Here is a 25,966-nt window from a genome sequence, read left to right as displayed (position 1 = left end):
TATCGTCAGATATTTCTGTCATGACAGAAATTACCGGAAAGAAGAAACTTCCCGCCGCCGTCGAGCGCTTCATCCTGCATTGGGGCGACATGGGGGACGAGTGGGGCGTCAATCGCTCGGTCAGCCAGATTCACGGGCTGCTCTATCTTGCCGAGGCGCCGATGACCGCCGAGGACATCGCCGACACGCTCGGCATGGCTCGCTCGAACGTCTCCAACTCGCTCAAGGAGCTGCTCGCCTGGAACCTGATCCGGCGGGTGCCGATCCTCGGTGACCGCCGCGACCATTACGAGGCCGAGACCGACATCTGGGAGGTCGCCGCCAGAATAGCGGCGCGGCGCAAGGAGCGGGAGCTCGATCCGGCGATCGCGGCGCTCAGGGCGTGCGTGTCCGATGCCGCCGGCGATCCGACCATCAATCCGGTCGCGAGCAAGCGGCTGAAGGAGATGCTCGCCTTCACCGAGCTCGCCGATCACTGGTTCATGCAGATGCTGAAGGTGCCGCGGCCGCGGCTGGTCGCCTTGATGCGGCTTGGCGAGAAGATCGCCAACCTGCTGCCGTTGGGCAAGGCCAAATAGTATTGAGGAGGGTACGATGACGTCGGCAAGATTGTTACGCTGCAACGCATCGACCTCCGCTCACACCCGACTGCTCGACGATCGCCGCTTCCGCACTTTGCTGTCGAACGAGGATTGGGGCCGGCTGCCGCTGGCGACGTGGCGGCGTTTCTCCAAACGCGTCGCGGACGGCGAGAGCGTCGTCTATGTCGGCGTGGTCGACGAGGTCTCCTTCAGCGACATCGGCTGGTGGTTCGCCCAGGCTGCGCGCCTGATCGGCGGGCCGCTGCCGACCGGCCGCGACACCGGTGTTCCCATGATCGTCACCGTGACCGAGGACGGCACGACCGGCGGTCAGACCTGGACCCGCATCTGCGCGCGCAAGCGCGGCTTTCCGCACGTGATCCATTCCGCCAAGCGTTTTGCCGGTCCGACGGGGCTCGAGGAATATGTCGGCTTCGGCGTCTCGATGGCGCTCCGCACCGCGGTCGAGGACCAGACGCTGACCTTCCGCAGTGCCGGTTATGGGCTCCAGCTCGGACGCCTGTGGATCCCGTTGCCGCGCTGGTTCACCCCGGGCGATCTCACGGTGACGCACCGCGACCTCGGCAACGGCGCATTCCGCTTCACCCTCGATGTCATTCATCCTCGTTACGGCGCGCTGATCCACCAGTCCGCCACCTTCAGGGAGGCCGTATCATGACGCCGCTATTGTGGACGCTCATCGCCATCCAGATCGTGATGGGAGTGTTCGACACCTTCTATCACCACGAATTCACCGAGCGCCTGGCCTGGCGGGTGTCGCAGCGTTTCGAACTCAAGCTGCATGGCATCCGCAACATGCTCTATGCCTTGCTGTTCCTCGTGCTCGGCTGGCTCGAGGTTTATGGATTGCTGGCGCTGCTGATCGTCGCGGTGCTGGTCGCCGAGATCGTCATCACGCTGATGGATTTCGTCGAGGAGGATCTGAGCCGGAAACTGCCGCCGAGCGAGCGCATCAACCACACGCTGCTCGCGATCAATTACGGCGCCATTCTCGTGCTGCTGCTGCCGGTGCTGACCGATTGGGCGATGCAGCCCTTTGGCGTGACCGTCATGAACCAGGGCCTGCTCAGCATCGCCGCGACCGCCTGCGCGGTTGGCGCCTCGCTCTGCGGCCTCAGGGATTTTGCCGCAATGCGCCGGCTCGGCCGGATGCGCAGCGTTCCCGCCGAGGGGCTTGTCGAAAAGCTCCCGGGCCGCAAGACCGTGCTGATAACGGGTGCCACCGGCTTCATCGGCAGTCGCCTCGCGGCGAGCCTCAGCGGCGCCGGGCATCAGGTCATCGCGCTGATCCGCAATCCCGCGAAGGCGGAGATGCTGCCGCCGCCGGTCACGCTGATCACCAGCCTCGATCAGCTCGCCGCGGACACGCCAATCGACGCCATCGTCAATCTCGCCGGCGAGCCGATTGGCAACGGCTTGTGGACCGAGGCGAAGCGCGCGAAGATTCTTGGCTCCCGCATCGACATGACGGGCGAAATCGTCAAACTGATCGCGCGGCTCGATCGGAAGCCCGAGGTGCTGGTCAGCGGCTCCGCGATCGGCTGGTACGGATTGTGGGCCGACCAGGTGCTGACGGAGTCGGCCAAGTCGCACGCCTGTTTCAGCCACGAGCTCTGCGCGGCCTGGGAGAAGGCGGCGCGGCCGGCGGAGGAGCTTGGCGTGCGCGTCGTCTGTTTGCGCATCGGCCTCGTGCTCGGCACCGAAGGCGGCTTCGTCACGCGTATGCTGACGCCGTTCGAGTTCGGCCTCGGTGGTCCCATCGGCACCGGGCGGCAGTGGATGTCCTGGATCGAGCGCGATGATCTCATTCGCCTGATCGCCTATGTGATGGCGACGCCGGATCTGTCGGGCCCCGTCAATGCCACCGCGCCGATCCCGGTGACCAATGCAAAATTCACCGAGGAGCTTGGCCGCCGCCTGCATCGGCCGGCGATCTTCCGCATTCCCGGCGGCTTGTTGCGCCGGATCGGCGGCGGCTTCGCCGACGAGCTGCTGCTCGGCGGTCAGCGCGTGCTGCCCAACAAGGCGCTGAGCCGCGGCTTTGTATTCAGGCACGAGACGCTGCGCAGCGCGTTCGAGGCGATTTTGTGAGACATCAGGTGGCCGCGACGCTCCGAAACGTCGCCGCCACCGCGCGTAGCGCCGCAAGCTTGGCGGGATCGCTGACCTTCGAATGTAGCATCACCTTCGAGCTGCCGAGTTTCGGCAGCCTGTGCGCGGGTCCAATATCGACCAGCCCGGGAGGCGCGATCCGCCGCGCCAGTGGCGCAATCGCAAGTCCCGCGAGCGCAGCTGCGACCACCGCCGTGACGCCGCCGCCGACAAAGCGCTCGTGCCAGGCGAAGCCGGCCTTGTCGAGCGCGCGCACGGCGATGGCGCGGACGCCGCAGGGCGGAGCGAGGGTTGCGAGCGGCAGCGCTTCGCCCTTCGGCAGGGTGAAACGCCGTGACGCGAACCAGCCGAATTCGTCCTCGGTCAGCCTCTCGCCGCCGCGGCGGCTGCCCTCCTGGCGGACGATCACAGCGTCCAGCTCGCCGGCGTCATAGGCGTCCTGCATCTCGCGCGAGAAGCCGATGGTGACGGCGAGGGTGAGATTTGACGACATCGCGTGCAGGCGTTCCAGCAGCGGCACCAGCTCGGGGCCGGCGGCGTGATCGGAGATGCCGAGCGAGAGCGATTGCGCGGCCGGGGCCTCGCCCGACAGCGCGCGGTCATGCGCCGCCATCAGCGCGCGGGCGCGATCGAGGAAGCTGGCGCCGTCGGCAGTGAGCCGGACCGCGCGTGGCGAGCGCTCGACGAGGCGTCTTCCCAGCAACGCCCCCAGCCGCTGCAGCTTGAGACTGACAGCGGCTTGCGTCGTGCCCAGCGCCTCGGCAGCACGCGTAAAACTCTGGAGGTCGGCGACCAGCAGGAAGGCCTTGATGGTGGCGATATCGAGGGTGGCTGTCATTATAGATCGTTATCACTGGTATCAACAGAGATAAGATATCAATATGACGAGGAGAGGTCTAGCTTCTCACCAACGCCGGGCAAATCCCGCGCTGCATCTTGAGGAGAGCCACCATGCCGCTGATCACCGTGTCCTACACCTCGTCCCGCCAGTCGCCCTCGCTGAAGGCCGAGATCGCCAACGCCGTGTCCGAGCTCACCGCAAAGATCCTGCACAAGGATCCCAAGGTGACTGCCATCATCGTGAAGTCGGTCGAGGCCGACGACTGGTTCGCCGGCGGCAAGTCGCTCGCCGAGCAGAAGCTTGCCAGCTACTGGATCGACATCCACGTCACCGAAGGCACCAATACCAAGGACGAGAAGGCCGCTTATCTTGCCGCCATGTTCAAGCGCATGGCCGAGATTCTGGGGCCGTTGCATCCCGAGACCTATCTGCATGTCGACGAGGTCAAGGGCGATGCCTACGGTTTCGGCGGCCTCACCCAGGAACGCCGCTACATCGCCGGCAAGCTCGACGTGTCGCTGCAGGCGGCGTGAGGCTGCAAGCCGCGGGTAGAGCCATCTCACCCGCGGCCTGATCGTCAGCTTGCTGCCCTGAACTGAACTTCGGAATTGTTCAGGAAGCACGTCTTGTCGAACAGCTTCAGATCCAGCGGATTTGGCAAGCGGACATCGTCGAGGTCGGGGCAGGGCTTGACTGCGGGATCGTAGGAACGATCGATCTGCGAGATGAAGGCGACGATCAGCCCCTTGTCGCGTGCGAACGATTTCAGCGCGCGAACCTGAACGGAGAGGTCGGGGTTTTCCCGCCTCTGGTCGAGCAATTGCAGATAGTCGATCACCACGAACGTGCCGCATGGTGCCGCGGCCATCTCCTTGACGATGTAATCGGCGCTGATGGCGTCGGAGCAATCGACATCGAAGAGCTCGCGGAATTGCGCGGGGTCCGCGCCGATCGCCTGGAAGCGCTCCAGAACATCCTTCTCGGTGTATTCGAGCGAGAAGAACGCAGCGCGATGGCCCGACCGCATGGCTTCCACGGCAAGTTCGAGGCTCATCAGAGTCTTGCCCTGGCCGGGGCGCGCGCCGACCAGCACCAGATCGCCGGGCCGGAATTGCGGAAACAGCCTGCCCGCCGGCGTGATGGCCGCGGCTTTCGCTGCGAGCATGCTCCAGGCGGAAAACCCTTCCGTCGTCGCGATGCGATCAAGTGCATCGTGCAGCGGAATGCCTTCCTCGCGGGACAGGCGCTTCGCCTTGCGCTTCAGATGATAGATCGGTGCAGACAATCTCATCGTCAAAACCTCCCATTGCGAGCAGAAAGCGCAATCCCTCCTTATGCCTGGCGCTCGAACAGTCGGCCGATGATCTCATCGCCCGGCATGAAGTCTGCTTTCCCGGCGGAGGGGGGAGGCGTGGGCGACACCTGACGCGAGCATAGCCGATTCCGCGACGAGCGGGGACTGCGCGCGGTTGGGCGCCACAAAAATGCTAGGCGGCCGCTTCCGGTACCAACGCTTTGGTCGGCCCGAACAGCTCCTCAAATGCCTGCCGAAGCGCGATGTCGACGTCAGCCATGGTCACGAGCTGGCCGAGGTCGACCAGCGAGGTGACGCCGTAGCGGGCGTCAGTGACGCCGCACGGCACGATGCCGGTGAAATGCGACAGCTCCGGCTCGACATTGATGGCGATGCCGTGGAACGAGACCCAGCGTTTCAGCCGCACGCCGATCGCCGCGATCTTGTCCTCGTAACCTTCGCCCTTGTCGGGGCGCCTGACCCAGACGCCGACCCGATCCTCACGCCGCTCGCCCCGGACGTTGAAGGCGGCGAGCGTGCGCAGAATCAGCTCCTCAAGGCTCGCGACATAGGCCCGGACGTCCGGCCGGCGGCGCTTGAGGTCGAGCATGACATAGGCCACCCGCTGGCCGGGCCCGTGATAGGTGAGCTGGCCGCCGCGCCCGGTGGCGAAGATCGGGAATCGGGGATCGAGCAGGTCGGCTTCCTTGCCCGAGGTGCCGGAGGTGTAGAGCGGGGGGTGTTCGAGCAGCCAGACCAGTTCCGCGGCCTCGCCCGCCGCAATGGCGGCGACCCGGGCTTCCATCTCGGCCACCGCCTCCGGATAGGGCACCGCCGCGTCCGAGATTCGCCACTCCACGGGCTGGCCGTGGGACGCCGAAAATGACGTCAAATCCAGCTCTTGGCGCGGGTTTTGGGGCAAATTAACCATTGGCTAACCATAACGTGGTGATCATTGCAGGCGCAAATGCCAAGGGCTTGTTCTAAGTCCTTGGTCCTTAGTCCCTGGTTGCGGCGGTCCTGACAGTGCCCACTCTCGATAAAGTCACCGTGGATCTCATGGTCGTCCTCGGGACGACCACGATGCCGATCCATCAAGTATTACGTCTTTCCCGCGGCGCCATCATCGAGCTGGACGCAACCGAGGCCGATGAGGTCAAGGTTTTGGCCAATAATCTGCCGGTCGCCTCCGGCGTCGTGCTGGTCGACCGCAACCGGATCGCGGTCGAGGTCAAGCAGATGCTGCCGCGCACGCCGGGCACGCGGTAGCGGCCCGGGGACCCGATAGGCCGGGAGCACGCGGTCGCGGCCCGGTACACGGTAGGGGCACTGGGCCGGCGGTAAGGGCCGATTCGGGGGGAAGGCCAGGAACTTTCCTGCAAAGCTGTGGAATTCAGGGCCTTTGCAGGCTTGTACCCCTCTGATGGATTTGTTAGATCGGCGCCGTTGATCCGGCCGGCCTTCAAGCCTCAAGCCGGCATCCCCAAAGCGCTCGTGGCGGAACTGGTAGACGCGCTGCCTTGAGGTGGCAGTGAGTAAAATCGTGGGGGTTCGAGTCCCTCCGAGCGCACCACCTTCATCCCTTATCGTTGTTTGGGCAGAATTTCGGCGGCCGCCTCGTGCGCCGCCCGTTGATCTGACGGATCATGTGCGCAGCCGCCGGCAGGGGCGTCCGGTGGGAAGATGCTGTCGTAGATCGCACGCGCCTCGCGGATGAGGCGCTGCCGCTCGAGTTCGGATTTCGAGGCGAAGCGGACGATTTTGGTCATTCGCGCTCCAAAACTTCGTTCGCGCGCCGCCAGACTGGAAACGGGTCTGCAAGCTTCGCCCATTCCGTGACGTTCATGGCCGGCTTGCCCGGGACAAGGCAGGCATCCAGGCGTGCGCGGAGCGCGCTCTCGTCCATGCCCGCGCCGATGAACACGATTTCCTGGCGGCGATCGCCATAGATGTCGTTCCAGTTCGCACGCAACCGCTTGCGCCAAAACGGGTCGTCCGGCCAGCGTTCCGCAGGCACGCTCGCCCACCAGAATCCAAGGGCCTCGGTGCGCGTGATCGCGCCGGCCTGGCTGATCTCGCCCAGCCATTGCGGCCGCGTCGCCAGCCAGAAATGTCCCTTGGCGCGAATGACACCGGGCCAGGGCTCTCGCACGAACTTGTCGAATTTTTCGGGATCGAACGGCCGGCGCGCCCGATAGACGAAGCTGCTCACGCCGTATTCCTCCGTCTCCGGCACGTGATCGGCAAAGCCGTAGAGTTCCTTGAACCAGAGTGGATGCGCCTGCGCCTTTTCGAAGTCGAACCGGCCGGTGTCGAGAATGCGATCGAAGGCGACCCGGCTGTGGTTGGCTTCGATCAACTCCGCTTCCGGATTGAGCGCGCGGATGATCTTTCGCGCTGTTTCGCGTTGTGCCGGCGAGGCGTCATCGACCTTGTTGAGCACGATCACGTCGGCAAATTCGATCTGCTCGACGAGCAGATCGACCAGCGTGCGCTTGTCGTGCGCAAGCGCTTCGCCGCGCTGCTCCAGGAAATCCGTCGATGAATAATCCCTCAGCAGATTCACCGCGTCGACCACGGTGACCATGGTGTCGAGGCGTGCCACGTCGGAGAGGCTTTCGCCGTCCTCGGAACGGAAGTCGAAGGTCGCAGCAACCGGCAGCGGCTCGGAGATGCCGGTGGATTCGATCAGCAGATAATCGAACCGGTCGTTTTCGGCGAGGGCGCGCACCTCCTTCAGCAGGTCGTCGCGCAGCGTGCAACAGATGCACCCGTTGGTCATCTCGACGAGCTTCTCGTCAGTCCTGGACAGGTTCGCACCGCCACCACGGACCAGATCCGCATCGATGTTCACCTCGCTCATGTCGTTGACGATCACCGCCACTTTCAGGCCGTGCCGGTTGTTCAGGACGTGGTTCATCAAAGTGGTCTTTCCAGCCCCGAGGAAGCCGGACAAGACGGTGACGGGGAGTTTTTGCATGGAGATCGAACAGTCTTTTCAAGGGGATAGAGTGACGCGGGGGCATTGGGACCGGATATGTAATGTTATAACATTACATTCATTGTCGGCGTCGTCGTCAAGCCGTTTTGCGGTTCAACTGAAGTTGCGAACGTTCAAGTGATTGTTCTTTGCCCCGTGGGAGCGGTCGGGGCAGGCAAAATGCCGGACAGCGGTGCGCCGGAGAACGGGCGACGCAGCCCAGCGTAGAAATCGAACTGAACGTCAAGCAGGTTGCATCACTGCGGCAAGTGCACCAGCAGCCAGGCGCCCGCGGCCACACATGCGATGCCGGCAGCGCGCGCGATCCATCGTCCGACCGGCGTAACTTTCTCCAGGAGGACAAGCAGCGCCAAAACCGCGATCCAGAGCACGTTCATCACTCCGCCTACGAACAACAGCGCCATCAAAACCCAGCAGCAACCGACACAATAGCCTCCGTGCCGAAGTCCCAGCAGCAGGCAGCCGCGCAGGTCGCCGCGAAAGCCGCCATGGCGCATCAGGAACAGAAACGGCGACTGGCATTGGGCGAGACAGACGTCCTTCAGCGGTGTCCATTGATAGACACCAGCCGCGACCAGCACGATGGCGCCGAGCAGGTTGCTTGCGAGCGCCATTCGGGAATCCAGCAAGGTGGCGCGCTCGACCGCCCATTGAAGAAGGGTGGCCGCCAGCGAAAAGCCGCACCAGGCGAGGAGATAACCGGCGGCAAACCAGCCGGTCGCGGCGAACGGCTTGCCCTGTGCTTTGCCCTGTCGGCCTACGCGGGCGTACATCAGGATCATCGGCGCGGCCGAAGGGGCCATCATTCCGATCATCATCACCGCCCACATCAGCATCACGTAGGCGAACTCGAATGTTCGCCACGGCTCGCTCGTCGGCAGCATGATTCCGATCCCGGCCGGGATCATGCGGAATCCGGCCATGTCCATGCCGCCCATGTCCATGTCGTTGGCGAGCCAGAGCACATAGCTCCATGCCAGCCCGACAATGAGGCCGATCGCGCCGCCGACGATCCAGCGATCGCGACGCAGCACGGTTTCCAGTGGGTTGTCCGTCATTGGCGATCGAAATTGCCGGGCCTGACGCCGGCCGGTATCGGAAGTTTACATCACGCCTGGTTCGACCAGCGGATCGGCGCATAGAGGCCGTTCCTGCCGGAATTATCCCAGCGCATGCCATGATCGCTGAAGGTATTGCCGGCGGCGCCGACGGCCATCACCATGGCATCGGGGCTGACCGGATGGCCGATGTTCGCCCACATCTCCCCGCTCGGATGCATGGTTGGCAGGGGATCGACGGACATGTGCAGGATGCCGGGAATTTCCGCGGACCGCGTCTTGCCGTCGATCCGGAACGTGATCGGGACCTTGCGTACCCCCAGGTTCTTGCTGATCAGCGGCGTGAACGCGGCCATCGGACCGCCGGCACCGCCGGTGAAGATCGCAGCCAGGGCCTCGGTCTGCTCATCGCTGGCGCGCTGATCGATATAGGCGGCGATCGACCAATCTCCGTCTGCCATGACCCCAGGTGCGTGGAGGACGACGAGGACATTAAGTCCATCCAGCTCGATGTCACCGTAGCGGCCGCTCTCGATGTGGAAGATCAGCGGTACGTTGCAGAAGCCCTCGGTCGGTCGTGCGGTCAACGGGGGCGCCGCCGACACCAGGCAGGGACACACGATGCTGCAACTGCAATTCTCGAAATAGTCACCGGAAAGGTGCCATGGGACATCTGCCATCGCTGTCTCCCGCTAGGCCGAACCCGATAGATGCTTTCGAATGAGCTACGCTTGGTTGAAAGTTACGCCGCGCGGCGGAGCCCCGCAATGGGGCTCGGCCGATTTACGGAAAAGTGCACCGATCAGCTGGAATTGCGCCTGAACTCCAAACGCGACCGTCCTCCGAGCGTACCGAAGCCAATTTTCCCTTTGAGATCACGGATATTTTCTGGACGTGGTCCGGAGATGGCCGAGCCTACTGCGGCTCGATTCCGGCCGCTTTGATGATCCGTCCCCATTTGCCGATCTCGGCTTTCAGAAAAGCTTCGAGGGCTTCCGGCGTCGCGCGCTCGGGCTCGACCGGCGCCATGCTGAGCTCGGCAAAGCGGCTGATCAGCGCGGGATCCTTCAGCGCCGTCTGCAGTGCGCCCACGAGATGGTCGACGACGGGCTTGGGCGTGCCGCGCGGCGCGTAGAGGCCGTACCAGGTCGTGACATTGAACTCGGGAACGCCGGCTTCAGTCGAGGTCGGCACATCAGGCAGCGTCGCGACACGCGTCTTGCTGGTGATGGCATAGCCCTTGATCGTCTTCGACTGGATGTACGGCGTCGGCCCTGTCGCGGGATCGCAATAGACGTCGATGTGGCCTGCGATGACGTCGTTCAGCGCCGGTCCGCCGCCCTTGTAGTAGATCGGGGTGAGCTTGGTATCGGTGGCGCTCATGAACATCAGGCCGCAGAGCTGCGAGGCCGAGCCGAGACCGACATTGCCGAAAGTGATCTTGTCACCGGCGTTGCGAATGTGCGCGACCAGCTCGCCGAGATCCTTGGCTGGAAAATTCGGTCGCGCCACCAGGATCATCGGGACGTCGGTGACGAGCCCGACCGGTGCGAAATCGCCGACCGGATCGAACGGCAGCTTGGCGTAGAGGGCAGGCGCGGTGGCCTGGCCGACATGCATCAGCAGCAGCGTGTAGCCATCCGCGGCCGCCTTGGCGACGCGGTTGGTGCCCAGCGTGCCGCCGGCACCGACGACATTCTCGATGACGATGGACTGTTTCAGCGTTGCGCTCATGGCGCTGCCGAGGATACGTGCGATGACGTCGCCGGGACCGCCGGCGGAGAACGGCACGATCATCGTGACCGGGCGATTGGGAAAGTCGTCAGCGAGCGCTGCGCCGCAGGGATGAAGCAGGAGGAACAGGATCAGCGATCGTACGAGAAACTTCATCGAACACTCCCTGGCGGCATTATTCTAGTCGTCGGAAGGCGCCGCCTCCTTGGCCGCCGACGATTTTTCGATCATGTCGAGCGCGGCCACCGCGGCCGCGTTGATGTGGTCGACGCAGCAACGCTCGGCGAGATCCGGATCGCCGTTCTGGATCGCACGCCAGATCGCGGTGACCTCGCGCAGACTCTTGTTGATCCGCTTCGGTTGCGACATCGAGGTGATCCGCAGCAGCTGGATGCGATCGTGCAGCGGCTTGAGCATGCGCTGGATAAACGCATTGCGGCAGCCGCCGATCAGCGCCGCGTAGAAATCGGTCTTGGCTTCGAGGCATCCGACGAGGTCTTGCTTGGCCGCGGCCGCCTTCAGCCGTGTCAGGGCGTCGCCGATCCGGCGTGCCACTTCGGGGTCGTGAAGCCTGGCGCATTCGCGGCCGGCGAATCCTTCGAGCACTGCGCGCGCCGCGTAGAGCTGCCGGGCCTCTTCGAGGCTGATCGTGGACACCACGGGGCCGCGGTGCGGAACCGTATTGACCAGCCCGTCGGCTTCGAGCGCACGCAGCGCTTCGCGGATCGAGGGGCGGCTGACGCCCATCATCTCGCAGAGCTCGCGCTCGACCAGGCGCTGGCCCGGCTTCAGCGTTCCCGACATGATCGCCTCACGCAGCTTCTGCGCCACCATCGCCCGGACGGTCGGGACGTCCTCGATGCGGAGTGTCGACTGCAATTCGTTGCGTCTTTCCATGTCCGGGTCCTGTTCGGGAAAACTCAGTACCGGTTTACAGGCAGAATCATCATTTCGGCAATTTGAACGTGGGCGGGCTGGTCGAGCGCGAAGACGATCGAGCGGGCGATATCGGCCGGATCGAGCGCCATCCTGAACTGGTCGAAATAGTCCTTTTCCTTCTGCTGATCGCCGCGGTAGCGGGTCAGGATGATGTTGGTCCGGGTCAGGCCGGGCTGCAGTTCGGTCACCCGGATCGCGGTTTCCGCCAGCTCGCCCCGGAGGGTCTCGGTGAACATGTGCACGCCCGCCTTGCTGGTGCTGTACGCCGCCATGTCGGGCACGATCCGCACCGCGTTGATGGAGCTGATGTTGACGATGTGGCCGGCGTTGCGCTGGACCATGCCGGGAAGGATCGCGCGCGTGACGCGCATCAGGCCGATCAGGTTGGTCTGGATGATGCTGGACCAGTCGTCCGCAGAACCGATGTCGAAGCGCGTCCGGCCGCCGATGTCGTGGCCGGCATTGTTGATGAGAACGTCGACCGGCTTGAAATGACCGGGAATGGCATCCGGCAGGCGATCGACGGCCGTTGCATCGCTGACGTCGAGCTGGATCGGAAACACCGCATCGCCCGCCGTCGCCGCCAGCTCTTCAAGCGCCTTGGCGTCGCGATCGACCAGCACGACGCGGCGGCCGCTATCCAGCAGTGCCTTGGTGATGGCGCGTCCCATGCCGCCGGCGGCACCCGTCAGCACCACGGTCTGGCCTGATTGTTCAGTCATCGCTGCACTCCCATTCCAGTTCTCATGCCACCGACCAGCCGCCGTCGATCGGCAGGCTGGCGCCGGTGATGTCGTTCGCGGCCGGACCGCAGAGGAAGACGACCATGGCGGCGACGGCGTCCATTTCGACGAAGCGCTGCGTCGGCTGGCGCTCGCCGAGATAGTCGCGCGTCACGTCCTCGACCGGACGATCGCTGCTCGATGCCATCGTCGCGATCTTGTTCAGGATCGCGGGCGTCGGCAGCGTGCCTGGGCAGAGCGTGTTGCAGGTGATGCCGCTGCGTGCCGTCTCGATGGCGACGGCGCGGGTCATGCCTGCAATCGCCGTCTTGGTGGTGACGTAGTCGATGCGGTCCTCGACCGCGCGGCTGGAATAGATCGAGCCCATGTTGACGATCCGGCCCCAGCCGCGATGCTTCATCGCAGGCAGCGCCAGGCGGATGAGGTGGAACGGCGCCGACAAATTGACGGCGAGGGCCTCATCCCAGCGCTCGGGCGGAAACTGTTCGATGGCAGAGAAATGCCGCACGACGGCGTTGTTGATGAGGATATCGATCGCGCCGCAGCGGTCGAGCAGGTCCGCCATCATGGCCTCGATCGCCTCGCGCCGGGACAGATCGGCGCCGGCGGCGATGACCTCGACGCCGAAGCGGGCGCGGAGGTCATCCGCGGCCTGCTTCGGCGTGTCGAGATCGTGAAGGACGATATTGGCGCCCGCGCCGGCAAGCCCTTCGGCGATGGCGAGGCCGAGGCCCGCGGTCGCGCCGGTCACGAGTGCCCATTTGCCCTTCATCGCAGTCACGCTCCGCTACGTCTTGTCGAGCTCGGCGAAGACTTCCTTCGCATTCCGGAACGCATCCACGCCGGCCGGCACGCCGCAATAGATCGCGACCTGCATGAAGACCTCGCGGATTTCCTCCTTGGTCGCGCCATTGGCGAGCGCGCCGCGGACATGGGTCTTCAGCTCATGAGGACGGTTGAGTGCGCAGAGCATCGCCAGATTGAGGAAGCTGCGCGTCTTTCGTGTGAGGCCCTCGCGGCCCCAGACGTAACCCCAGCAATATTCCGTGGTGAGGTCCTGCATCGGCCGGTTGAACTCGTCGGCGGATGCGATCGCCTTGTCGACGAATTCGTTGCCGAGCACGCTCTTGCGGATTTCGAGGCCGCGGTCGTAGGTCGCTTTGTCCATTGTGGTCTCCGTTTCTTGGTTTGGCGCCGTCAGCTCTCAGGTCAACTCTTGGGCCAGAACGGTTTTGCCAGCGCGAGTTCGGGCGGGAACACCGTCACCGGCACGCCGGCTTGCCACTGCACGATGGTCATGCCGGCGCCGACGCGGCGGCCCTTCTCGTCGAACTTGATCTCGCCCAGCGGGTAATATTTCGAGGGGCCGCCATCCATGGTGCGCAGCGCTTCGCCGACGGCGACGCGATCGGCCTTGCCGGCCTTCTCCAGCGCGTCCTTGATCACCCACATGTCGCCATAGGTGGAGATCGCGTTCTGCGTCATCCACGGCTCCTTGTAGCGCGTCTTCAACTCGGCGATCAGCGCCTCATGGCCCTTGGCGCCCCAACTGGCGACGCACGTCAACACGCCCTGGAGCAGTTCGGGGCTGACAGTCTGCAGCATGTCCGGCTCGGCGATCGCGATGCCGAACGAGATCGTCGGGATCTTGCCCTGGCCGAGGCCGAACTCGTTCATCTTCTCGAGCAGCAGTTTTGCATCCGAGATCACCGTCGGCAGGAAGAACAGCAGGTCGGGCTTGGCCGAACGGATCTTCTGCACCAGCGACGTCGCATCCGCCAGCGGCGGCGTGAACGTCTCGTCGACGATCAGCTGCAACTGGTTCTCCGCCAGCAGGCCCTCGCGCATTGCCTTGGCGGAGGCGATCGAGGCCCCCGTGTTGTCGGTGAGGATCGCGACCGTCTTCGGCCGCTTGCCGGAGGCCGTCTCCGCCAGCTTGATGAGCTGGGGCAACGCCTGCCGTGCCTGCGACCCCGCGGTGGCCGCGGTCTGGAACACGTATTTGAATCCGCGCTCGGTGATGAGATCCGAGTAGGAGAGGGTGAGCATCGGCAGGTTGGCGCGCTCGGTCACCTCGGTCACCGCGAGGGTGAACGAGGACAGATAGGCGCCGCTCGCCGCGACCAGATCGGTCTCCTGCGCCACCATGCGCTGTGCCGCGTTCTTGGCCTTCTCCGTGGTGTCGCCGGAATCGAGCACGACGAGCTTCAGCTTGGCGCCGCCGAGCGCCTTGACGCCGCCTTGCGCGTTGATGTGATCAATCGCCATCTCGGCGCCTTCGCGCATCACCGTTCCCGGGCGGGCATAGAGCCCCGAGATCGGCACCAGCAGGCCGACCTTCACTTCCGAAGGTTGCTGCGCCCAGCCGGCGCGGGACGCGATCAGCGTGCCGGAGGCGCCGGCCAGCAGGGTTCGCCGCGATATCGTGATCTTGCTCTTGGCAGTCATGACAGTCTCCTCCCCAGGATTTGCGCGACGCCTAGGATTTCTTCGGCCAGAACGGCTGCGCCTGCGCGAGCTCGGGCGGATAAACGGTGACAGGCACGCCCGATTGCCATTGCACGATGACGACGCCGGCGCCGACGCGGCGGCCCTTCTCGTCGAATTTGAGCTGGCCGCCCGGGTAATATTTCGACGGGCCGGCATCCATGGTGCGGAAGGCCTGCGCGACCGAATTGCGGTCGGCCTTGCCGGCCTTCTCCAGCGCTTCCTTCATCAGCCACATGTCGCCATAGGTCGAGATGACGTTCTGGGTCATCCAGGGCTCCTTGTATTTGGCCTTGAGCTCGGCGATCAGCGCCTCGTGGCCCTTCGAGCCCCAATTGGCGACGATGGTCATGATGCCTTGCACCGTCTCCGGGCTCACGCTCTGCAGCATGTCGGGCTCGGCGATGGTGATGCTGAAGGACACGGTCGGGATCTTGCCCTGGCCGAGGCCGAACTCGCTGATCTTCTCGAGGCCGAGCTTGGCGTCCGAGACCGCATTGGGCATGAACAGCAGCAGATCGGGCTTGGCCGAGCGAACTTTTTGGATCAGCGGCGTCGCATCCGACAGCGGCGGCGTCCAGACCTCCTCGACCACGAGCTGGAGGCCCTCCTGCGCGAACAGCTTTTCCTTCAGCGCCTTGGCGGTGGCCACCGACGTTGCGGTGTTGTCCATCAGCATCGCCACGGTCTTCGGCTTCTTGCCCGAGGCATTCTCGGCCAGCTTCATCAGCGTCGGCAGGCCGAGCTCTGACTGGCGGCTCGCGGTCGCTGCGGTCTGGAAAATGTATTTGAAGCCGCGGTCGGTCAGCAGGTCCGAATAGGACAGCGTCAGCACAGGCAGCTCGGCGCGCTCGGTCACCTCGGTGACCGCCAGCGTGAAGGAGGACAGATAGGAGCCGGTGGCCGCGACCAGATCTGGCTCCTGCGCCACCATGCGCTGTGCCGCGTTCTTGGCTTTCTCGGTGGTGTCGCCGCAGTCGATCACGACCAGCTTCAACTTGGCGCCGCCGAGCGCCTTGATGCCGCCCTGCGCGTTGATGTGTTCGATGCCCATCTCGGCGCCCATCTTCATCACCTGGCCGGGGCGGGTGTAGATACCCGACAGCGGCACGATCAATCCGACCTTGATCTCGCCAGGTGCCTGCGCGCGCGCAACGCCGGCGAGGCCGACGGCGGCGGCGCCGGAGAGCACGGTGCGGCGACTCAGTCCTTTTGAAGTCTTGTTCATTTTGTTTCTCCCTGATCTTTGTTTTTTGTGTTGGTCACATGCCGAGATAGGCTTTGCGCACGCGGTCATCGGCGCGCAGCGTAGCGTTGTTGCCTTCGAGCACGACATGTCCGGCTTCGAGGACATAGCCGTGGTCGGCGGATTCCAGCGCTTCCGCGACGCGCTGCTCGACCAGCAGCATGGTCAGCCCGGACTGGCGGCGGATCTCGATCAGCCGCTCGAAGATGAAGTCCGCGGTCGAGGGCGCGAGCCCCATCGAGGGCTCGTCCAGCATCAGAAGCTTCGGGGAGGAGGCGAGGCCGCGGCCGATCGCGAGCATCTGCTGCTGGCCACCGGACATCGTGCCCGCGAATTGATCGCGGCGCTCCTTCAGCACCGGCAGCCATTCGAAGATGCGCTCGATATTGGCTTGCCAGTCGCGGCGGCCGCTTTCGGTCATCGCGCCCATTTCCAGATTCTCCATCACGGTCAGGGACGGAAAGACCTGGCGTCCCTCCGGGACGTGGGCGATGCCGAGATGGGCGCGCTGCGGCGGCGGCACTGCGAGCAGGTCGACGCCGTCGAACGTGATCGCGCCGCCGCTGGGCTTGACGATGCCGGAGATCGTCTTGAACAGCGTGGTCTTGCCGGCGCCGTTGGGTCCGACGATCGCGACGAACTGGCCCGCGCCGACATTGATCGAGACGTCGTTCAGGACGGGCTTGGCCGAATAGCCCGCGCTCAATCCCTCAATTCGCAGCATGGCCCACCCACTTTTTGCCGAGATAGGCCTCGATCACGCGGTTGTCGCGCGTCACCACTTCCGGCAGGCCTTCGGTGATGACGGCGCCGTGGTCGAGCACGAGGAATCTGTCGACCAGCCGGACCATCGCCTGCATGGTGTGCTCGATGATGGCGATGGTGATGCCATCGCGCGCGAGCTGCTGGATCACGGCCACGACCTCGTCCGCCTCGCCGTGGCCGAGGCCCGCGAGCGTCTCGTCGAGCAGCAGGATGCGCGGCTGGCCGGCGATCGCGCGGGCCAGCTCCATCAGCCGCAGTTCCTTGGTCGAGAGCTCGCCGGCGACACGGTCAGCCACGGCAGACAGCCCGACGCGGGCGACCGCGTCAGCGGCCAGCTTGCGGGCTTCATCGTCGGTGCGGGCGCGCACATAGGCCCCGACCACGACGTTGTCGAGGATCGACATGCGCAGGAACGGCCGCATCACCTGGAAGGTGCGGCCGATGCCGGCCTCGCAGATCACGTGCGGCCGCTGGCCCGACATGTTGCGGCCGTCGATCAGCACCTCGCCCTGGCTGGGCTTGAGGAAGCCGTTGAGGAGATTGAACAGCGTGGTCTTGCCGGCGCCGTTGGGGCCGATGATGCCGAGGATCTCGTTCTTGTGCAGCTTGAAGCTGACATCTTGCACCGCCTTCAGGCCGCCGAAGGAGCGCGAGAGGTTCTTCACTTCGAGGACGACCTCGCCGGTGGCGGCACGCTGCCGGGAGGCGGGCTTCAGGGCCGTCACGTTGGCAGCTGCTGCTTCCGCGGTATCACTGACCGCCGCCTTGGGCGCGCTCCGCTTGCGCAGGAGATCGCGCAGCTTCCAGAACAGGCCTTCCGGCGCCAGCAGGATGACGCAGACGATGGCAATACCGAAGATGACGCCCTGAATGCCGGGGATGCGCGCGCCGGCCTCGGCGTGCAGGATCTCGGCGAGCGGGATCAGGATCACCGAGCCGATCACCGGGCCCCAGACCGTGCCGACGCCGCCGAACATCGCGACCGTCAGCGCCTGCGCCGACACCAGCATGCCGAACACCGATGCCGGGGTCACGACCAGCAGCACCTGCGCGTAAAATCCGCCGATGGCGGCGGCGATCGCCCCGCTCAGCGTGATCGCGCGCAGCTTCCAGGCGAGCGTATTGATACCGGCCGCCTCGGCCGCAGCCTCGTTCTGCTTGATCGCGAGCAGCGCCATGCCGAAGCGCGATCGCTCGATCACCTGCGTCAGCACGATGGTGGCGAGCATGAGCGCCAGCCCCAGCAGCGTGTAGAGGTGCGGATCGGCGAATTGCATATAGGCGATCGGCGCCTCGCGCTTGATCGGAAGCGTCACCTCCTGGACGCGGAGCCACTCGAACACGTAGAGAATGGCGAGCGGATAGGCGAGCATCGCCAGCGCGAAGTAGTGGCCTTGCAGCCGGAAGGTCGGAAAGCCGATCAGGAGGCCGGCGATACCGCCGAGCATGGCGGCGACCGGAATCAGCAGCCAGGGCGAGATGTCGAAATAGATCTGCCCGAGCGCGGTCGCGTAGGCGCCGATCCCGAAGAAAGCGGCGTGGCCGAACGAGATCAGGCCGGTATAGCCGCTGAGCAGATTCCACGACAGCCCGAACACCGCCCACACCGGCACCAGCGTCAGGATCAGCTGGTAGTAGGAGTTGGTGACGCCGAGCGACACGACCGCATAGGCGAGCGTGAAGAGCAGGGGAGGCAGAAAGGAGCGCATCCGGAGCATGGTCACGTCCTCTCAACCATGCGCCCGAAGAAGCCTTGCGGACGGAAGAAGATGATGAGGAGGAAGACGGCGAAGATCGCGGCGTTCTGCAACTGCGTCGGCAGGATCAGCGTCGACATCTGCTGCACGAGGCCGATCGTCATGCCGCCCCAGAAGGCGCCGATGATGCTGCCCATGCCGCCGAGCACGACGCCGGCATACATGACGATGACGTATTCGAGACCGACGAAGGGGTGGAACGGGTAGTTGGTGGCGAGCAGGCCGCCGGCAATCGCGGTGATGCCGCAGCCGAGTGCGAAGGCGGTGCGATGCGCGCGGTCGACGTCGATGCCCATATAGGTCGCAGCCGTCGGATTGTCCGCGGCGGCGCGGAGCGACTTGCCGATCCGCGTGCGCGTGATCAGCAGCGAGAGCAGGATCATGATCGCCAGCGAGACGATCATATCGATGCTGCGGGCCTTGTTGAGGAAGATGCTCATGTCGAAGAAGGGCCCGAGCTCCCACGCCGAGCTCGACAGCGGCGTACGGATCGAGGCCAGCACCGAGCCGAACACGATGAGGCCGCCGTTCTGCAGGATCAGCGCGATGCCGAGCGTGAGGATGAGCTGGGCGTAATGGCCTTCGCCTTCGAGCGAGGCAGTACGTGTTCCGGAGACGTGCGAAATCAAAGCCAGATGCACGAAATAGCCGAACACGGCGAGCACCGGCCCGGCCAGCAGGATGGCGACGAAGGGCCCCACGGCATTGCCGAACAGCGTCTGGATGCCGGCGGCGGTGAAGAGATAGAAGGCGGTGTACATGCCAAGCATCATGAAATCGCCATGGGCGAAGTTGATGACGCGCATGACGCCGAAGATCAGGCCGAGCCCGACGCACATCAGGCCGTAGACGGCGCCGATCAAAAGCCCCGCGGCGAGCGCTTGCAGAAAGCCTTCCATCAGCCTGGCCTCCGAGTATCGGCTTGCCGGCAGCCATGCGCCGATGGCATTACTAAGCTGGTCTCGAAATCGACCATGTTTCCCCCGTACTCTCCGGCACTTCTCATGATGCCGGTCGTAAAGCCCGTTCCGTTGCATTCAGGCGGCACTGCGCGGCGATGTCGCCTGCATGGCCGAGCTGCTCGCAATCGTCGATGAGTTGCTCGAGCCGCCGCACGCGATCCTCGCCGAGGCCTCCGGCTGCCGAGCTGCGAAAGCGTGCGCGAATATTGGCAGGTGTTGCGGCGATGACGTCGGGCAGAGCGTGCCGGATGGTCCGGCCGCCGCGCAGCTGCACGGTGACCTCCGCACCCTGCTTGCCGGGGAAGGCGGCGGTGAAGGCGGGATCTGCCTTGAGATCGGTGACCGCCACGAGGCGGATGATGTCGGCATCATCGAGCTCGGCGTAGTTCTCTTCCTCGATCTCGCCCCGCGCCAGCGTCGCCGCGACGCTGAAGGGAATGCTCATCTTGGCCTGGAGCGCGTTGCGGTAGGGACCCGTGGAATCGCAGCCGGGATAGCGAACCGCAGCGTCGGGCGCGCGGATGACGACGTGGTCGATCTCGTCGGTGCTGGCGAGCTCGTGCGAGACGCGCAGCGCCGCCTGTGCCGCTGTCTGCGCGAAATTGCAGGCGGGGACCGGCTTGTTGTAGACGGCCATGATCTCGCACTCGCCATTGGGGAAGAGCGCGATGCTCTCCGGCGCGGGCTGGCGGCGATAGGCGGCGAACAGGCCAGCTTCACCCTCCAGTATGGTTTCCGAGCCGAAGGCGCCGGCCGCGGCAAGGCCAATTGCCTTGATCGCATTGCCGGCGGCAAAGCCGGGATGGAAATACATGTCGGAGCCGCCGGCATGCGGCCACTCGTTGAGACCGCTGGAGGTATTGGCCGCGATCGCGATGGCGCTGGTCGCCTGGGCCTCGGAGAGGCCGAGCGCGAAACTTCCCGCGAGCGCTGCGCCCAGAGGGGCCACGAGGCCCGTCGGGCGATAGAGGCGTGCGAGGTCCGAGGTCAGCAGCGCGCGGCCGATCCGCGCGCCGGTCTCATAGCCGATGATGGCGGCCGCGAGCAGCCTGTCCCCGCGCAGCGGCGTCTGTTCCGACAGCGCGAGCAGGGCCGGCCAGATCACGACGCCGTGGTGCGCGATGCTGGCCGCATGCATGTCTTCCCGCACGAGGCCGTGCCCCATGACGGCATTGGCGAAGGCTGCGTCGGCCGGCGAGGAAAGCTGCGACGTCCCGATGATCGTTGCGCTGCCGCCGGCCTGCGCAATCGCAACCGCCTGGCGGCTCCAGGGATGATGGCCGGCCTCGAAGGCGCAGGACAGGAAGTCGAGCAGGCAGAGCTTTGCCTTGGCAATGACGTCCTGCCCGAAATAGCCAATATCCAGCGCAAGCACGCTCCGCGCCATCTGACGCGCGAGCGGGACCTTGCCTGATGCGGTCGGACCGATCGTCATCGCGGGTCGCTCTCCCTGGCTTGCGCGATCAGCCGCGCATCTCGACCCCGGCCCACTCCTCGAGCACCTTGGCGATCGAGGTGAAGTCGGATGAGGCGCCGTATTTGGCGTTGGTGATCGCGAGCATCTGCCGCACCACCGCGCCGCAGACCATCGGCACGCCCATGGCCTCGGCCTCGTCCACGCAGAGACGGACGTCCTTGTAGGAGAGGCCGGTGGCGAAGCCGAAATCGAAGGTGCCGGGCAGCACCGCGCGGGGGAATTTGTCTTCGGAGGCGCTGTTGCGGCCGCTGCTGGCGTTGATGATGTCGATCAGCACCTTGGCGTTGACGCCGCCCTTGACGCCCATCGCGACGGCTTCCGAGGTGATCACGAGCGCTGCGGCCGCCATCAGGTTGTTGGCGAGCTTGGCCGTCTGCGCCACGCCGGGCTTGTCGCCGGTGTAGAACAGCTTGCCAAAGTTCTTCAGGATCGGCTGCACGATGTCGTAAGTCGCCTGCGGGCACGAGACCATCACCGCCAGCGTGCCGTTGACGGCGCCCTTGATGCCGCCGCTCACGGGCGCATCGACCAGGGTCATCCCCTTGGCCTTCAAGCCTTCCGCAACGAGCTTCGCAGCGCCTGGACCCGACGTCGAGAGATCGATGACGATCTTCGCACGGTTGCCGCTGCCGATGCCATCCTGGCCGAGCGCAACGGCCTTGACGATGTCGGGCGTCGGCAGGCTGGCGAGCACGATGTCTGATCGTGAGGCGACGTCGGCCGGCGAGCTGGCGAGGAGCGCGCCGCGCTTGACCAGCGGCTGAGTCGCCTCGGCCTGCGTGTCATAGACGACGAGCGAATAGCCCGCGTCCATCAATCGTCCCGCCATCGGACCGCCCATGCGGCCCGTGCCGATTACGCCGAGAATCTCTCCCGCCATCGTCTGCTCCCTGTCGCGCGATCCCGTGACGGGCGCGCCTTCTTGATCTCGTTGGTCGATCGTTGTCGCCGGCCGGCCGTCTCGGCCGCCGTCGTCGTGGCAGCGGGGACCCCGCGCCAACGGGCCGGATTGTTATGATTGTCAGACAAGCTGTCAAGCATAACATTTTGGGGTCGACAGTTTGCCGCGGATCGGCATAAGGTTCGAACAAAATGAGGAAGACGCCCCGCGTGCCGCCAGTCCCAATTCCGAGTGTGAGCAAGACGCTCGCCGATTTCGTCGCTGCCTCGTCATGGACGGACGTCGAGGCGCAGAGCCTTGAGGCGCGGCGATCGATTCTCAATTTCTTCGCGACGGCGCTCGGCTCCGCGCGCGATCCTGTCGTGATCGCGGCGATGCGCACGCTGTCGCCGTTCACCGGGGCCGCGACATCGACGGTCATCGGTCACTCGCAGCCGATGGATGCGTTGTGTGCATCATTTCTCAATGCCATCTCGGCCAATCTGCTCGACTTCGACGACACCCATCCCGAGACAATCATTCATCCCGCCGCGCCGGTTGCCGCGCCGATATTGGCGCTTTCGGAGATGCGCAAACTGTCGGGGCGGGATGTATTGACCGCGTTCATTCTCGGCGTGGATGTGGAGTGCCGCATCGGCAATGCAGTCTCGCCGCACCACTACGCGCGCGGCTGGCACATCACCTCGACCTGCGGGATTTTTGGCGCGGCGGCGGCGTGCGCGAAACTATTGGGCCTGCCCGCTGCGGGAATCGCAAACGCGATCGGGCTTGCGGCCAGCCAGTCGGCGGGCAATGTCGAGAACCTGCCCAGTGCCGCCAAGAATGTCAGCGTGGGCAACGCGGCTCGGAACGGATTGTTCGCGGCGCTGCTGGCGCAGCAGGGCTACGAGGCGGCGCCCCGCGCCATTGAAGGCCCGCTGGGCTGGGCGCGTACCATGGGGGACGAGCCCGATATTGCTCGCCTGCTCGACGGTCTCGGCAAGACCTGGGAGATTGCGAAGAACACCTACAAGCCGTATCCCGCCGGCATTGTCTTTCACGCGGTGATCGACGCCTGCCTCTCGTTGCGCCAGCGCATCGGCGGGCGGGTCGACCAGATCGAGTTGGTGACGGTGCAGGGCTCGGCGCTGCTGCTGGCGCGCGGCGATCGCCCGGTCAATAACGAGCGCGATGCGCGCGTCAGCATCCATCATTGCGTGGCTTGCGGATTATTGCTCGGCACGGCCGGGGTTGCCGAATTCGCGCATGAGACGGTGGTCCGGTCCGACATCGCGCAGCTGCGGCAGAAGGTGAGGGCGGTGCTCGATGGCGCGATGCCGGATGGTGCCGCGCGCGTGACGTTGCGCCTGTCGTCCGGTGAGGTCCTCACCGAGACCGTGATCGCGCCGCGTGGCAGTCTCGCCGCGCCGCTCACAGACCGCGACCTCGAGGCCAAGCTGCGCGAGGCCATGCGGACAGGTCGAAGCGATTGGGATGCGGACCGCGTCATCGACGCGATCTGGCGGCTCGATTCGGTCGACGACGTCGGCAATTTCCTGCAATCGCTGCGACCGGCATCGCGCTAATCAACTTCCAACTCAACTCTCTCAAGACCTGAAAGGGACGATCATGAGCAAGACCGAACTGTTCGAAAAGGGCCTCAAAGTTCGTAAAGAGGTGCTCGGCGAGGACTACGTCAACAAGTCGATTGCCGGGGCCGACGAGTTCACGCGCACCATGGCGGAATGGTCGACCGAATTCTGCTGGGGTGCCTTGTGGACGCGGCCCGGCGTCGACCGGCGCACGCGCTCGATCGTCAATCTGGCGATGCTCGGCGCGCTGAACCGGCCGCATGAGCTGAAGCTGCACGTCAAGGGCGCCCTGAAGAACGGGCTGACCAAGGAGGAGATCAAGGAGATCCTGCTTCAGGTCGCGGTCTATTGCGGCGTTCCCGCCGGCATCGACGCCTTCCGCAATGCGCGCGAGGCCTTCAACGAGGTTGACGCGGCGGGGTCCTGAGCAAATCCCATGGCTGACCCGGACTACGAGCTCTTCGCGATCCGCTATGCGACGCGGGATGCGCAGCGGAGCGAGCACTTCATCGGCGGCGATCCGCATGACGGACCGATGCCGATGGACTATTTCATGTGGCTGGCGCGGGGAGGCGGGCGCAGCTTCGTCATCGACACCGGCTTCAACGCGGAAGTGGCCAGGCAGCGCAGGCGGAGTTTCCTGCGCTGCCCGGTGGAGACGCTTGCCGCGTTCGATATCGACCCCGCCGATGTCGGGGACGTGATCCTCACCCATCTGCACTACGACCATGTCGGTAATTTCGACCGATTTCCGAACGCGCGATTTCATCTGCAGGAACGCGAGCTCGCCTATGCCACCGGCCGCTATATGCAATATCCGAGATTGTCGCATTCGTTCGAGGTCGAGGACGTCTGCGGGATCGTGCGGCTGAATTACGCGCGCCGGGTGCTGTTCTACGACGGCGACGCCGAGATTGCGCCCGGGCTGACGGTCCATGCGGCGGGCGGCCATTCCGCAGGCCTTCAATTCGTCCGCGTCAACACACGCCGCGGCCCTGTCGTGCTCGCCTCCGACGTCAGTCATTTCTACGAGAACATGACCAGCGAGCGTCCGTTCACGACGGCGTTTCATGTCGGCGACATGCTTGTGGGCTTCGACAAGCTGCGCGCCGCGGCGCCTGACGCGGACCACATCGTCCCCGGCCATGATCCGCTCGTCATGAAGCTCTACCCGGCGCCAGGCCCGGAGCTGAATGGGATCGCGGTTCGCCTCGACGTGGCGCCGGCCGCAACGCCGGCGTAACCGCGCGTCGCGGGTTCCAAGTCTGCCTCTGCACCGCGGCGGTTCGGAACCAAAGCCTTCGCCTTCGCATTCGCAATGGATCGCCGAATGCGCTTGATGGTGGAGGACGATGAGGGACAGCACGTCGGAAGTGGCCGAGATCAGGGAGGCCGTTCACCTCTGCATCGACATGCAGAACATTTTCGCCCCCGGCGGTCTGTGGGCGACGCCGTGGATGGAGCGTGTTCTGCCGACGATCGCCTCGATCGTTGCGCGCCACCAGGCCAGAACCATCTTCACGCGCTTCATCACGCCGCAGGATCCGGAAGATCGCCCGGGCCAGTGGCAGAGCTATTTTCATCGCTGGAGCCAGGCCACGCGCAAGCATCTGCCGCCATCCGCGCTCGAGCTCGTGCCCGCGCTGAGCAAGTTCGTTCCGCCGGCTGCAATGATCGACAAGCCGGCCTATTCCGCATTCAGCAATCCCGCCCTCGCGGGCCGGCTGATCGACAAGAACGTCGGCACGGTCGTGATCTCGGGCGCCGAAACCGACGTCTGCGTGCTCTCGACGGTCCTGAGCGCTGTCGATCTCGGCTTCAGGGTCGTGATCGTCGAGGACGCCTTGTGCAGCTCGTCCGACGTCGGGCACGACGCGCTCATGACGATGTACCGCACCCGCTTTCACGGCCAGGTCGACCTGGTGACAACGGAAGAACTGGCCGAGTTCTGGCGGGAGTAGGGGGCGATCCGCTCAATTGACGTTGTCGGCGAGCATGTTGCGGACGGCCGTGGCGACGGCCGAAATGCCGCTCGCATCGTGCATCAGCGCGATCTCGCCCTGCTGGGCGTGACGAATGGCATGCGCCATGAGGCGCAGCCGTGGGTCTCCGCCACTGCGCCACATCCGGTCGGCCATCCTGGCCGCGCCCATGTGATGCTTGCTCATGGTCTCGACGAACACCGCATCGAACCGGTCCGCCGGCGCGGCCTTGACCTGTCGCATCTCGGCCTGAGCCAGGAAGCCCGGCATGGCGGCACGCTCTTCGGTGCTGCAGTCGGGCATCTCCGTGTCGAACCAGCTCAGCCACCAGTTCTCGAAAATCCTGATCTCGCCGGCCTGGCTCGCGACCATCAGCATCGCGAGCTTGCGCAGATGCGGGCCCTGGGCGCGCTCCACGGCGATCCGGGCCAGCTCGATACCCTGGGCATGATGCGCCGTCATGTGACGGATATAGGTCTGGTCCGCATCCCTGT

General features: G+C 65.0%; 29 protein-coding genes and 1 tRNA gene. 10 read left to right on the top strand and 20 right to left on the bottom strand.

Annotated features, from left to right (window positions below; all coding sequences use genetic code 11):
- Nucleotides 1-20 precede the first annotated feature (20 nt).
- From IC66_RS0128785 to IC66_RS0128775, 3 genes are read left to right on the top strand one after another with little or no spacing between them, the layout of a single operon-like run.
- On the top strand, nt 21-578 hold the full coding sequence (locus IC66_RS0128785; RefSeq protein ID WP_038949985.1) for a GbsR/MarR family transcriptional regulator: 558 nt from the start codon (nt 21-23) through the stop codon (nt 576-578).
- Between the two features lie 16 nt (nt 579-594).
- Entirely contained in the window at nt 595-1,260 is a 666-nt protein-coding gene (locus tag IC66_RS0128780) for a DUF4166 domain-containing protein (RefSeq protein ID WP_028140583.1), read from the top strand.
- Nucleotides 1,257-2,693 carry a TIGR01777 family oxidoreductase gene (locus tag IC66_RS0128775; protein ID WP_028140582.1) on the top strand — a complete coding sequence of 479 codons (1,437 nt, stop codon included), beginning with the start codon at nt 1,257-1,259 and terminating at the stop codon, nt 2,691-2,693. The genes IC66_RS0128780 and IC66_RS0128775 overlap by 4 nt, the downstream gene beginning before the upstream one ends.
- Before the next feature lie 4 nt (nt 2,694-2,697).
- On the opposite strand, the gene IC66_RS0128770 is transcribed toward IC66_RS0128775, so the two are convergent.
- Nucleotides 2,698-3,552 (bottom strand): LysR family transcriptional regulator, encoded by an 855-nt coding sequence (locus tag IC66_RS0128770; RefSeq protein WP_038949984.1) that lies wholly within the window; start codon nt 3,550-3,552, stop codon nt 2,698-2,700.
- Nucleotides 3,553-3,665: 113 nt separating this feature from the next.
- Here IC66_RS0128770 and IC66_RS0128765 point away from each other — a divergent pair, with 113 nt between their 5' ends.
- Complete coding sequence (locus IC66_RS0128765) at nt 3,666-4,088, top strand: tautomerase family protein (protein ID WP_028140580.1); 423 nt, start codon at nt 3,666-3,668, stop codon at nt 4,086-4,088.
- A 44-nt stretch (nt 4,089-4,132) separates the two neighbouring features.
- Here IC66_RS0128765 and IC66_RS0128760 read toward each other — a convergent pair whose 3' ends face one another.
- On the bottom strand, nt 4,133-4,846 hold the full coding sequence (locus tag IC66_RS0128760; RefSeq protein ID WP_038949983.1) for a DNA helicase: 714 nt from the start codon (nt 4,844-4,846) through the stop codon (nt 4,133-4,135).
- A gap of 196 nt (nt 4,847-5,042) precedes the next feature.
- Nucleotides 5,043-5,780: a lipoyl(octanoyl) transferase LipB gene (lipB, locus tag IC66_RS0128755; RefSeq protein WP_038949982.1), complete on the bottom strand. Its 738-nt coding sequence runs from the start codon at nt 5,778-5,780 to the stop codon at nt 5,043-5,045.
- Nucleotides 5,781-5,875: 95 nt separating this feature from the next.
- Between lipB and IC66_RS0128750 the strand changes: the two genes are divergently transcribed.
- Nucleotides 5,876-6,118 carry a FliM/FliN family flagellar motor switch protein gene (locus tag IC66_RS0128750; RefSeq protein ID WP_011088012.1) on the top strand — a complete coding sequence of 81 codons (243 nt, stop codon included), beginning with the start codon at nt 5,876-5,878 and terminating at the stop codon, nt 6,116-6,118.
- A 219-nt stretch (nt 6,119-6,337) separates the two neighbouring features.
- Nucleotides 6,338-6,422 (top strand) — tRNA-Leu (locus IC66_RS0128745).
- Between the two features lie 10 nt (nt 6,423-6,432).
- Here the strand turns inward: IC66_RS0128745 and IC66_RS42705 are convergent.
- The 16 genes from IC66_RS42705 to IC66_RS0128665 all read right to left on the bottom strand — a co-directional run bounded on the left by IC66_RS42705 (nt 6,433) and on the right by IC66_RS0128665 (nt 21,958).
- Nucleotides 6,433-6,618, bottom strand: coding sequence for a hypothetical protein (locus tag IC66_RS42705; RefSeq protein WP_049806662.1), 186 nt, complete (start codon nt 6,616-6,618; stop codon nt 6,433-6,435).
- Nucleotides 6,615-7,829 carry a zinc metallochaperone GTPase ZigA gene (gene zigA, locus IC66_RS0128735; protein WP_038949980.1) on the bottom strand — a complete coding sequence of 405 codons (1,215 nt, stop codon included), beginning with the start codon at nt 7,827-7,829 and terminating at the stop codon, nt 6,615-6,617. The genes IC66_RS42705 and zigA overlap by 4 nt, the downstream gene beginning before the upstream one ends.
- Nucleotides 7,830-8,086: 257 nt before the next feature.
- Nucleotides 8,087-8,908 (bottom strand): DUF2182 domain-containing protein, encoded by an 822-nt coding sequence (locus IC66_RS0128730; protein ID WP_038949979.1) that lies wholly within the window; start codon nt 8,906-8,908, stop codon nt 8,087-8,089.
- A 50-nt stretch (nt 8,909-8,958) separates the two neighbouring features.
- Nucleotides 8,959-9,588 (bottom strand): DUF1326 domain-containing protein, encoded by a 630-nt coding sequence (locus IC66_RS0128725; protein WP_038949978.1) that lies wholly within the window; start codon nt 9,586-9,588, stop codon nt 8,959-8,961.
- Between the two features lie 235 nt (nt 9,589-9,823).
- Nucleotides 9,824-10,798, bottom strand: a complete 975-nt coding sequence (locus IC66_RS0128720) for a tripartite tricarboxylate transporter substrate-binding protein (RefSeq protein WP_038949976.1) — start codon at nt 10,796-10,798, stop codon at nt 9,824-9,826.
- Nucleotides 10,799-10,822: 24 nt separating this feature from the next.
- Entirely contained in the window at nt 10,823-11,539 is a 717-nt protein-coding gene (locus tag IC66_RS0128715) for a GntR family transcriptional regulator (RefSeq protein ID WP_038949975.1), read from the bottom strand.
- Nucleotides 11,540-11,562: 23 nt separating this feature from the next.
- Nucleotides 11,563-12,303 (bottom strand): SDR family oxidoreductase, encoded by a 741-nt coding sequence (locus tag IC66_RS0128710; RefSeq protein ID WP_038949974.1) that lies wholly within the window; start codon nt 12,301-12,303, stop codon nt 11,563-11,565.
- A 22-nt stretch (nt 12,304-12,325) separates the two neighbouring features.
- On the bottom strand, nt 12,326-13,096 hold the full coding sequence (locus IC66_RS0128705; protein WP_038949973.1) for an SDR family oxidoreductase: 771 nt from the start codon (nt 13,094-13,096) through the stop codon (nt 12,326-12,328).
- A gap of 15 nt (nt 13,097-13,111) precedes the next feature.
- Nucleotides 13,112-13,492 carry a carboxymuconolactone decarboxylase family protein gene (locus tag IC66_RS0128700; protein ID WP_028140570.1) on the bottom strand — a complete coding sequence of 127 codons (381 nt, stop codon included), beginning with the start codon at nt 13,490-13,492 and terminating at the stop codon, nt 13,112-13,114.
- Nucleotides 13,493-13,533: 41 nt separating this feature from the next.
- Nucleotides 13,534-14,772 carry an ABC transporter substrate-binding protein gene (locus tag IC66_RS0128695; protein WP_038949972.1) on the bottom strand — a complete coding sequence of 413 codons (1,239 nt, stop codon included), beginning with the start codon at nt 14,770-14,772 and terminating at the stop codon, nt 13,534-13,536.
- Nucleotides 14,773-14,803: 31 nt separating this feature from the next.
- Nucleotides 14,804-16,039, bottom strand: coding sequence for an ABC transporter substrate-binding protein (locus IC66_RS0128690; protein WP_038949971.1), 1,236 nt, complete (start codon nt 16,037-16,039; stop codon nt 14,804-14,806).
- A 34-nt stretch (nt 16,040-16,073) separates the two neighbouring features.
- Entirely contained in the window at nt 16,074-16,781 is a 708-nt protein-coding gene (locus tag IC66_RS0128685; RefSeq protein ID WP_028140567.1) for an ABC transporter ATP-binding protein, read from the bottom strand.
- On the bottom strand, nt 16,768-18,540 hold the full coding sequence (locus IC66_RS0128680; RefSeq protein ID WP_038949970.1) for a branched-chain amino acid ABC transporter ATP-binding protein/permease: 1,773 nt from the start codon (nt 18,538-18,540) through the stop codon (nt 16,768-16,770). The genes IC66_RS0128685 and IC66_RS0128680 overlap by 14 nt, the downstream gene beginning before the upstream one ends.
- A gap of 2 nt (nt 18,541-18,542) precedes the next feature.
- Entirely contained in the window at nt 18,543-19,478 is a 936-nt protein-coding gene (locus IC66_RS0128675) for a branched-chain amino acid ABC transporter permease (RefSeq protein WP_028140565.1), read from the bottom strand.
- 103 nt (nt 19,479-19,581) lie between these two features.
- Nucleotides 19,582-20,976, bottom strand: coding sequence for an MmgE/PrpD family protein (locus IC66_RS0128670; protein ID WP_038949969.1), 1,395 nt, complete (start codon nt 20,974-20,976; stop codon nt 19,582-19,584).
- Between the two features lie 28 nt (nt 20,977-21,004).
- Nucleotides 21,005-21,958 (bottom strand): NAD(P)-dependent oxidoreductase, encoded by a 954-nt coding sequence (locus IC66_RS0128665; protein WP_271596092.1) that lies wholly within the window; start codon nt 21,956-21,958, stop codon nt 21,005-21,007.
- Between the two features lie 152 nt (nt 21,959-22,110).
- On the opposite strand from IC66_RS0128665, the gene IC66_RS0128660 reads away from it, so the two are divergent.
- From IC66_RS0128660 to IC66_RS0128645, 4 genes are all read left to right on the top strand, one after another.
- Nucleotides 22,111-23,484 (top strand): MmgE/PrpD family protein, encoded by a 1,374-nt coding sequence (locus tag IC66_RS0128660; RefSeq protein WP_038949968.1) that lies wholly within the window; start codon nt 22,111-22,113, stop codon nt 23,482-23,484.
- Nucleotides 23,485-23,527: 43 nt separating this feature from the next.
- Nucleotides 23,528-23,917, top strand: coding sequence for a carboxymuconolactone decarboxylase family protein (locus tag IC66_RS0128655; RefSeq protein ID WP_008557256.1), 390 nt, complete (start codon nt 23,528-23,530; stop codon nt 23,915-23,917).
- Nucleotides 23,918-23,926: 9 nt separating this feature from the next.
- Nucleotides 23,927-24,733, top strand: a complete 807-nt coding sequence (locus IC66_RS0128650; protein ID WP_038949967.1) for an N-acyl homoserine lactonase family protein — start codon at nt 23,927-23,929, stop codon at nt 24,731-24,733.
- Between the two features lie 109 nt (nt 24,734-24,842).
- Entirely contained in the window at nt 24,843-25,451 is a 609-nt protein-coding gene (locus tag IC66_RS0128645) for a cysteine hydrolase family protein (protein WP_038949966.1), read from the top strand.
- Nucleotides 25,452-25,463: 12 nt separating this feature from the next.
- Here the strand turns inward: IC66_RS0128645 and IC66_RS0128640 are convergent.
- Nucleotides 25,464-25,966, bottom strand: a 503-nt coding sequence (locus IC66_RS0128640; protein ID WP_157158103.1) for a DUF305 domain-containing protein, incomplete at its 5' end; no start/stop codon positions are given.

This window comes from Bradyrhizobium genomosp. III, from assembly GCF_000261705.1.
In the GTDB taxonomy this organism is placed as follows: domain Bacteria; phylum Pseudomonadota; class Alphaproteobacteria; order Rhizobiales; family Xanthobacteraceae; genus Bradyrhizobium; species Bradyrhizobium ottawaense.
The sequence above is the reverse complement of the archived record's forward strand: the minus strand, read 5'-3'. Positions and strand labels throughout refer to the sequence as shown.

Excerpts from the sequence above, each read along its gene's own strand:
- IC66_RS0128645 (WP_038949966.1), top strand. The coding sequence starts at position 24,843 with ATGAGGGACAGCACGTCGGAAGTGGCCGAGATCAGGGAGGCCGTTCAC.
- lipB (WP_038949982.1), bottom strand. The coding sequence starts at position 5,780 with ATGGTTAATTTGCCCCAAAACCCGCGCCAAGAGCTGGATTTGACGTCA.
- IC66_RS0128725 (WP_038949978.1), bottom strand. The coding sequence starts at position 9,588 with ATGGCAGATGTCCCATGGCACCTTTCCGGTGACTATTTCGAGAATTGC.
- IC66_RS0128655 (WP_008557256.1), top strand. The coding sequence starts at position 23,528 with ATGAGCAAGACCGAACTGTTCGAAAAGGGCCTCAAAGTTCGTAAAGAG.
- IC66_RS0128710 (WP_038949974.1), bottom strand. The coding sequence starts at position 12,303 with ATGACTGAACAATCAGGCCAGACCGTGGTGCTGACGGGTGCCGCCGGC.
- IC66_RS0128770 (WP_038949984.1), bottom strand. The coding sequence starts at position 3,552 with ATGACAGCCACCCTCGATATCGCCACCATCAAGGCCTTCCTGCTGGTC.
- IC66_RS0128785 (WP_038949985.1), top strand. The coding sequence starts at position 21 with ATGACAGAAATTACCGGAAAGAAGAAACTTCCCGCCGCCGTCGAGCGC.
- IC66_RS0128720 (WP_038949976.1), bottom strand. The coding sequence starts at position 10,798 with ATGAAGTTTCTCGTACGATCGCTGATCCTGTTCCTCCTGCTTCATCCC.
- IC66_RS0128765 (WP_028140580.1), top strand. The coding sequence starts at position 3,666 with ATGCCGCTGATCACCGTGTCCTACACCTCGTCCCGCCAGTCGCCCTCG.
- IC66_RS0128780 (WP_028140583.1), top strand. The coding sequence starts at position 595 with ATGACGTCGGCAAGATTGTTACGCTGCAACGCATCGACCTCCGCTCAC.
- IC66_RS0128760 (WP_038949983.1), bottom strand. The coding sequence starts at position 4,846 with ATGAGATTGTCTGCACCGATCTATCATCTGAAGCGCAAGGCGAAGCGC.
- IC66_RS0128675 (WP_028140565.1), bottom strand. The coding sequence starts at position 19,478 with ATGGAAGGCTTTCTGCAAGCGCTCGCCGCGGGGCTTTTGATCGGCGCC.
- IC66_RS0128650 (WP_038949967.1), top strand. The coding sequence starts at position 23,927 with ATGGCTGACCCGGACTACGAGCTCTTCGCGATCCGCTATGCGACGCGG.
- IC66_RS0128660 (WP_038949968.1), top strand. The coding sequence starts at position 22,111 with ATGAGGAAGACGCCCCGCGTGCCGCCAGTCCCAATTCCGAGTGTGAGC.
- IC66_RS0128730 (WP_038949979.1), bottom strand. The coding sequence starts at position 8,908 with ATGACGGACAACCCACTGGAAACCGTGCTGCGTCGCGATCGCTGGATC.
- IC66_RS42705 (WP_049806662.1), bottom strand. The coding sequence starts at position 6,618 with ATGACCAAAATCGTCCGCTTCGCCTCGAAATCCGAACTCGAGCGGCAG.
- IC66_RS0128715 (WP_038949975.1), bottom strand. The coding sequence starts at position 11,539 with ATGGAAAGACGCAACGAATTGCAGTCGACACTCCGCATCGAGGACGTC.
- zigA (WP_038949980.1), bottom strand. The coding sequence starts at position 7,829 with ATGCAAAAACTCCCCGTCACCGTCTTGTCCGGCTTCCTCGGGGCTGGA.
- IC66_RS0128685 (WP_028140567.1), bottom strand. The coding sequence starts at position 16,781 with ATGCTGCGAATTGAGGGATTGAGCGCGGGCTATTCGGCCAAGCCCGTC.
- IC66_RS0128690 (WP_038949971.1), bottom strand. The coding sequence starts at position 16,039 with ATGAACAAGACTTCAAAAGGACTGAGTCGCCGCACCGTGCTCTCCGGC.
- IC66_RS0128670 (WP_038949969.1), bottom strand. The coding sequence starts at position 20,976 with ATGACGATCGGTCCGACCGCATCAGGCAAGGTCCCGCTCGCGCGTCAG.
- IC66_RS0128700 (WP_028140570.1), bottom strand. The coding sequence starts at position 13,492 with ATGGACAAAGCGACCTACGACCGCGGCCTCGAAATCCGCAAGAGCGTG.
- IC66_RS0128775 (WP_028140582.1), top strand. The coding sequence starts at position 1,257 with ATGACGCCGCTATTGTGGACGCTCATCGCCATCCAGATCGTGATGGGA.
- IC66_RS0128680 (WP_038949970.1), bottom strand. The coding sequence starts at position 18,540 with ATGCTCCGGATGCGCTCCTTTCTGCCTCCCCTGCTCTTCACGCTCGCC.
- IC66_RS0128705 (WP_038949973.1), bottom strand. The coding sequence starts at position 13,096 with ATGAAGGGCAAATGGGCACTCGTGACCGGCGCGACCGCGGGCCTCGGC.
- IC66_RS0128695 (WP_038949972.1), bottom strand. The coding sequence starts at position 14,772 with ATGACTGCCAAGAGCAAGATCACGATATCGCGGCGAACCCTGCTGGCC.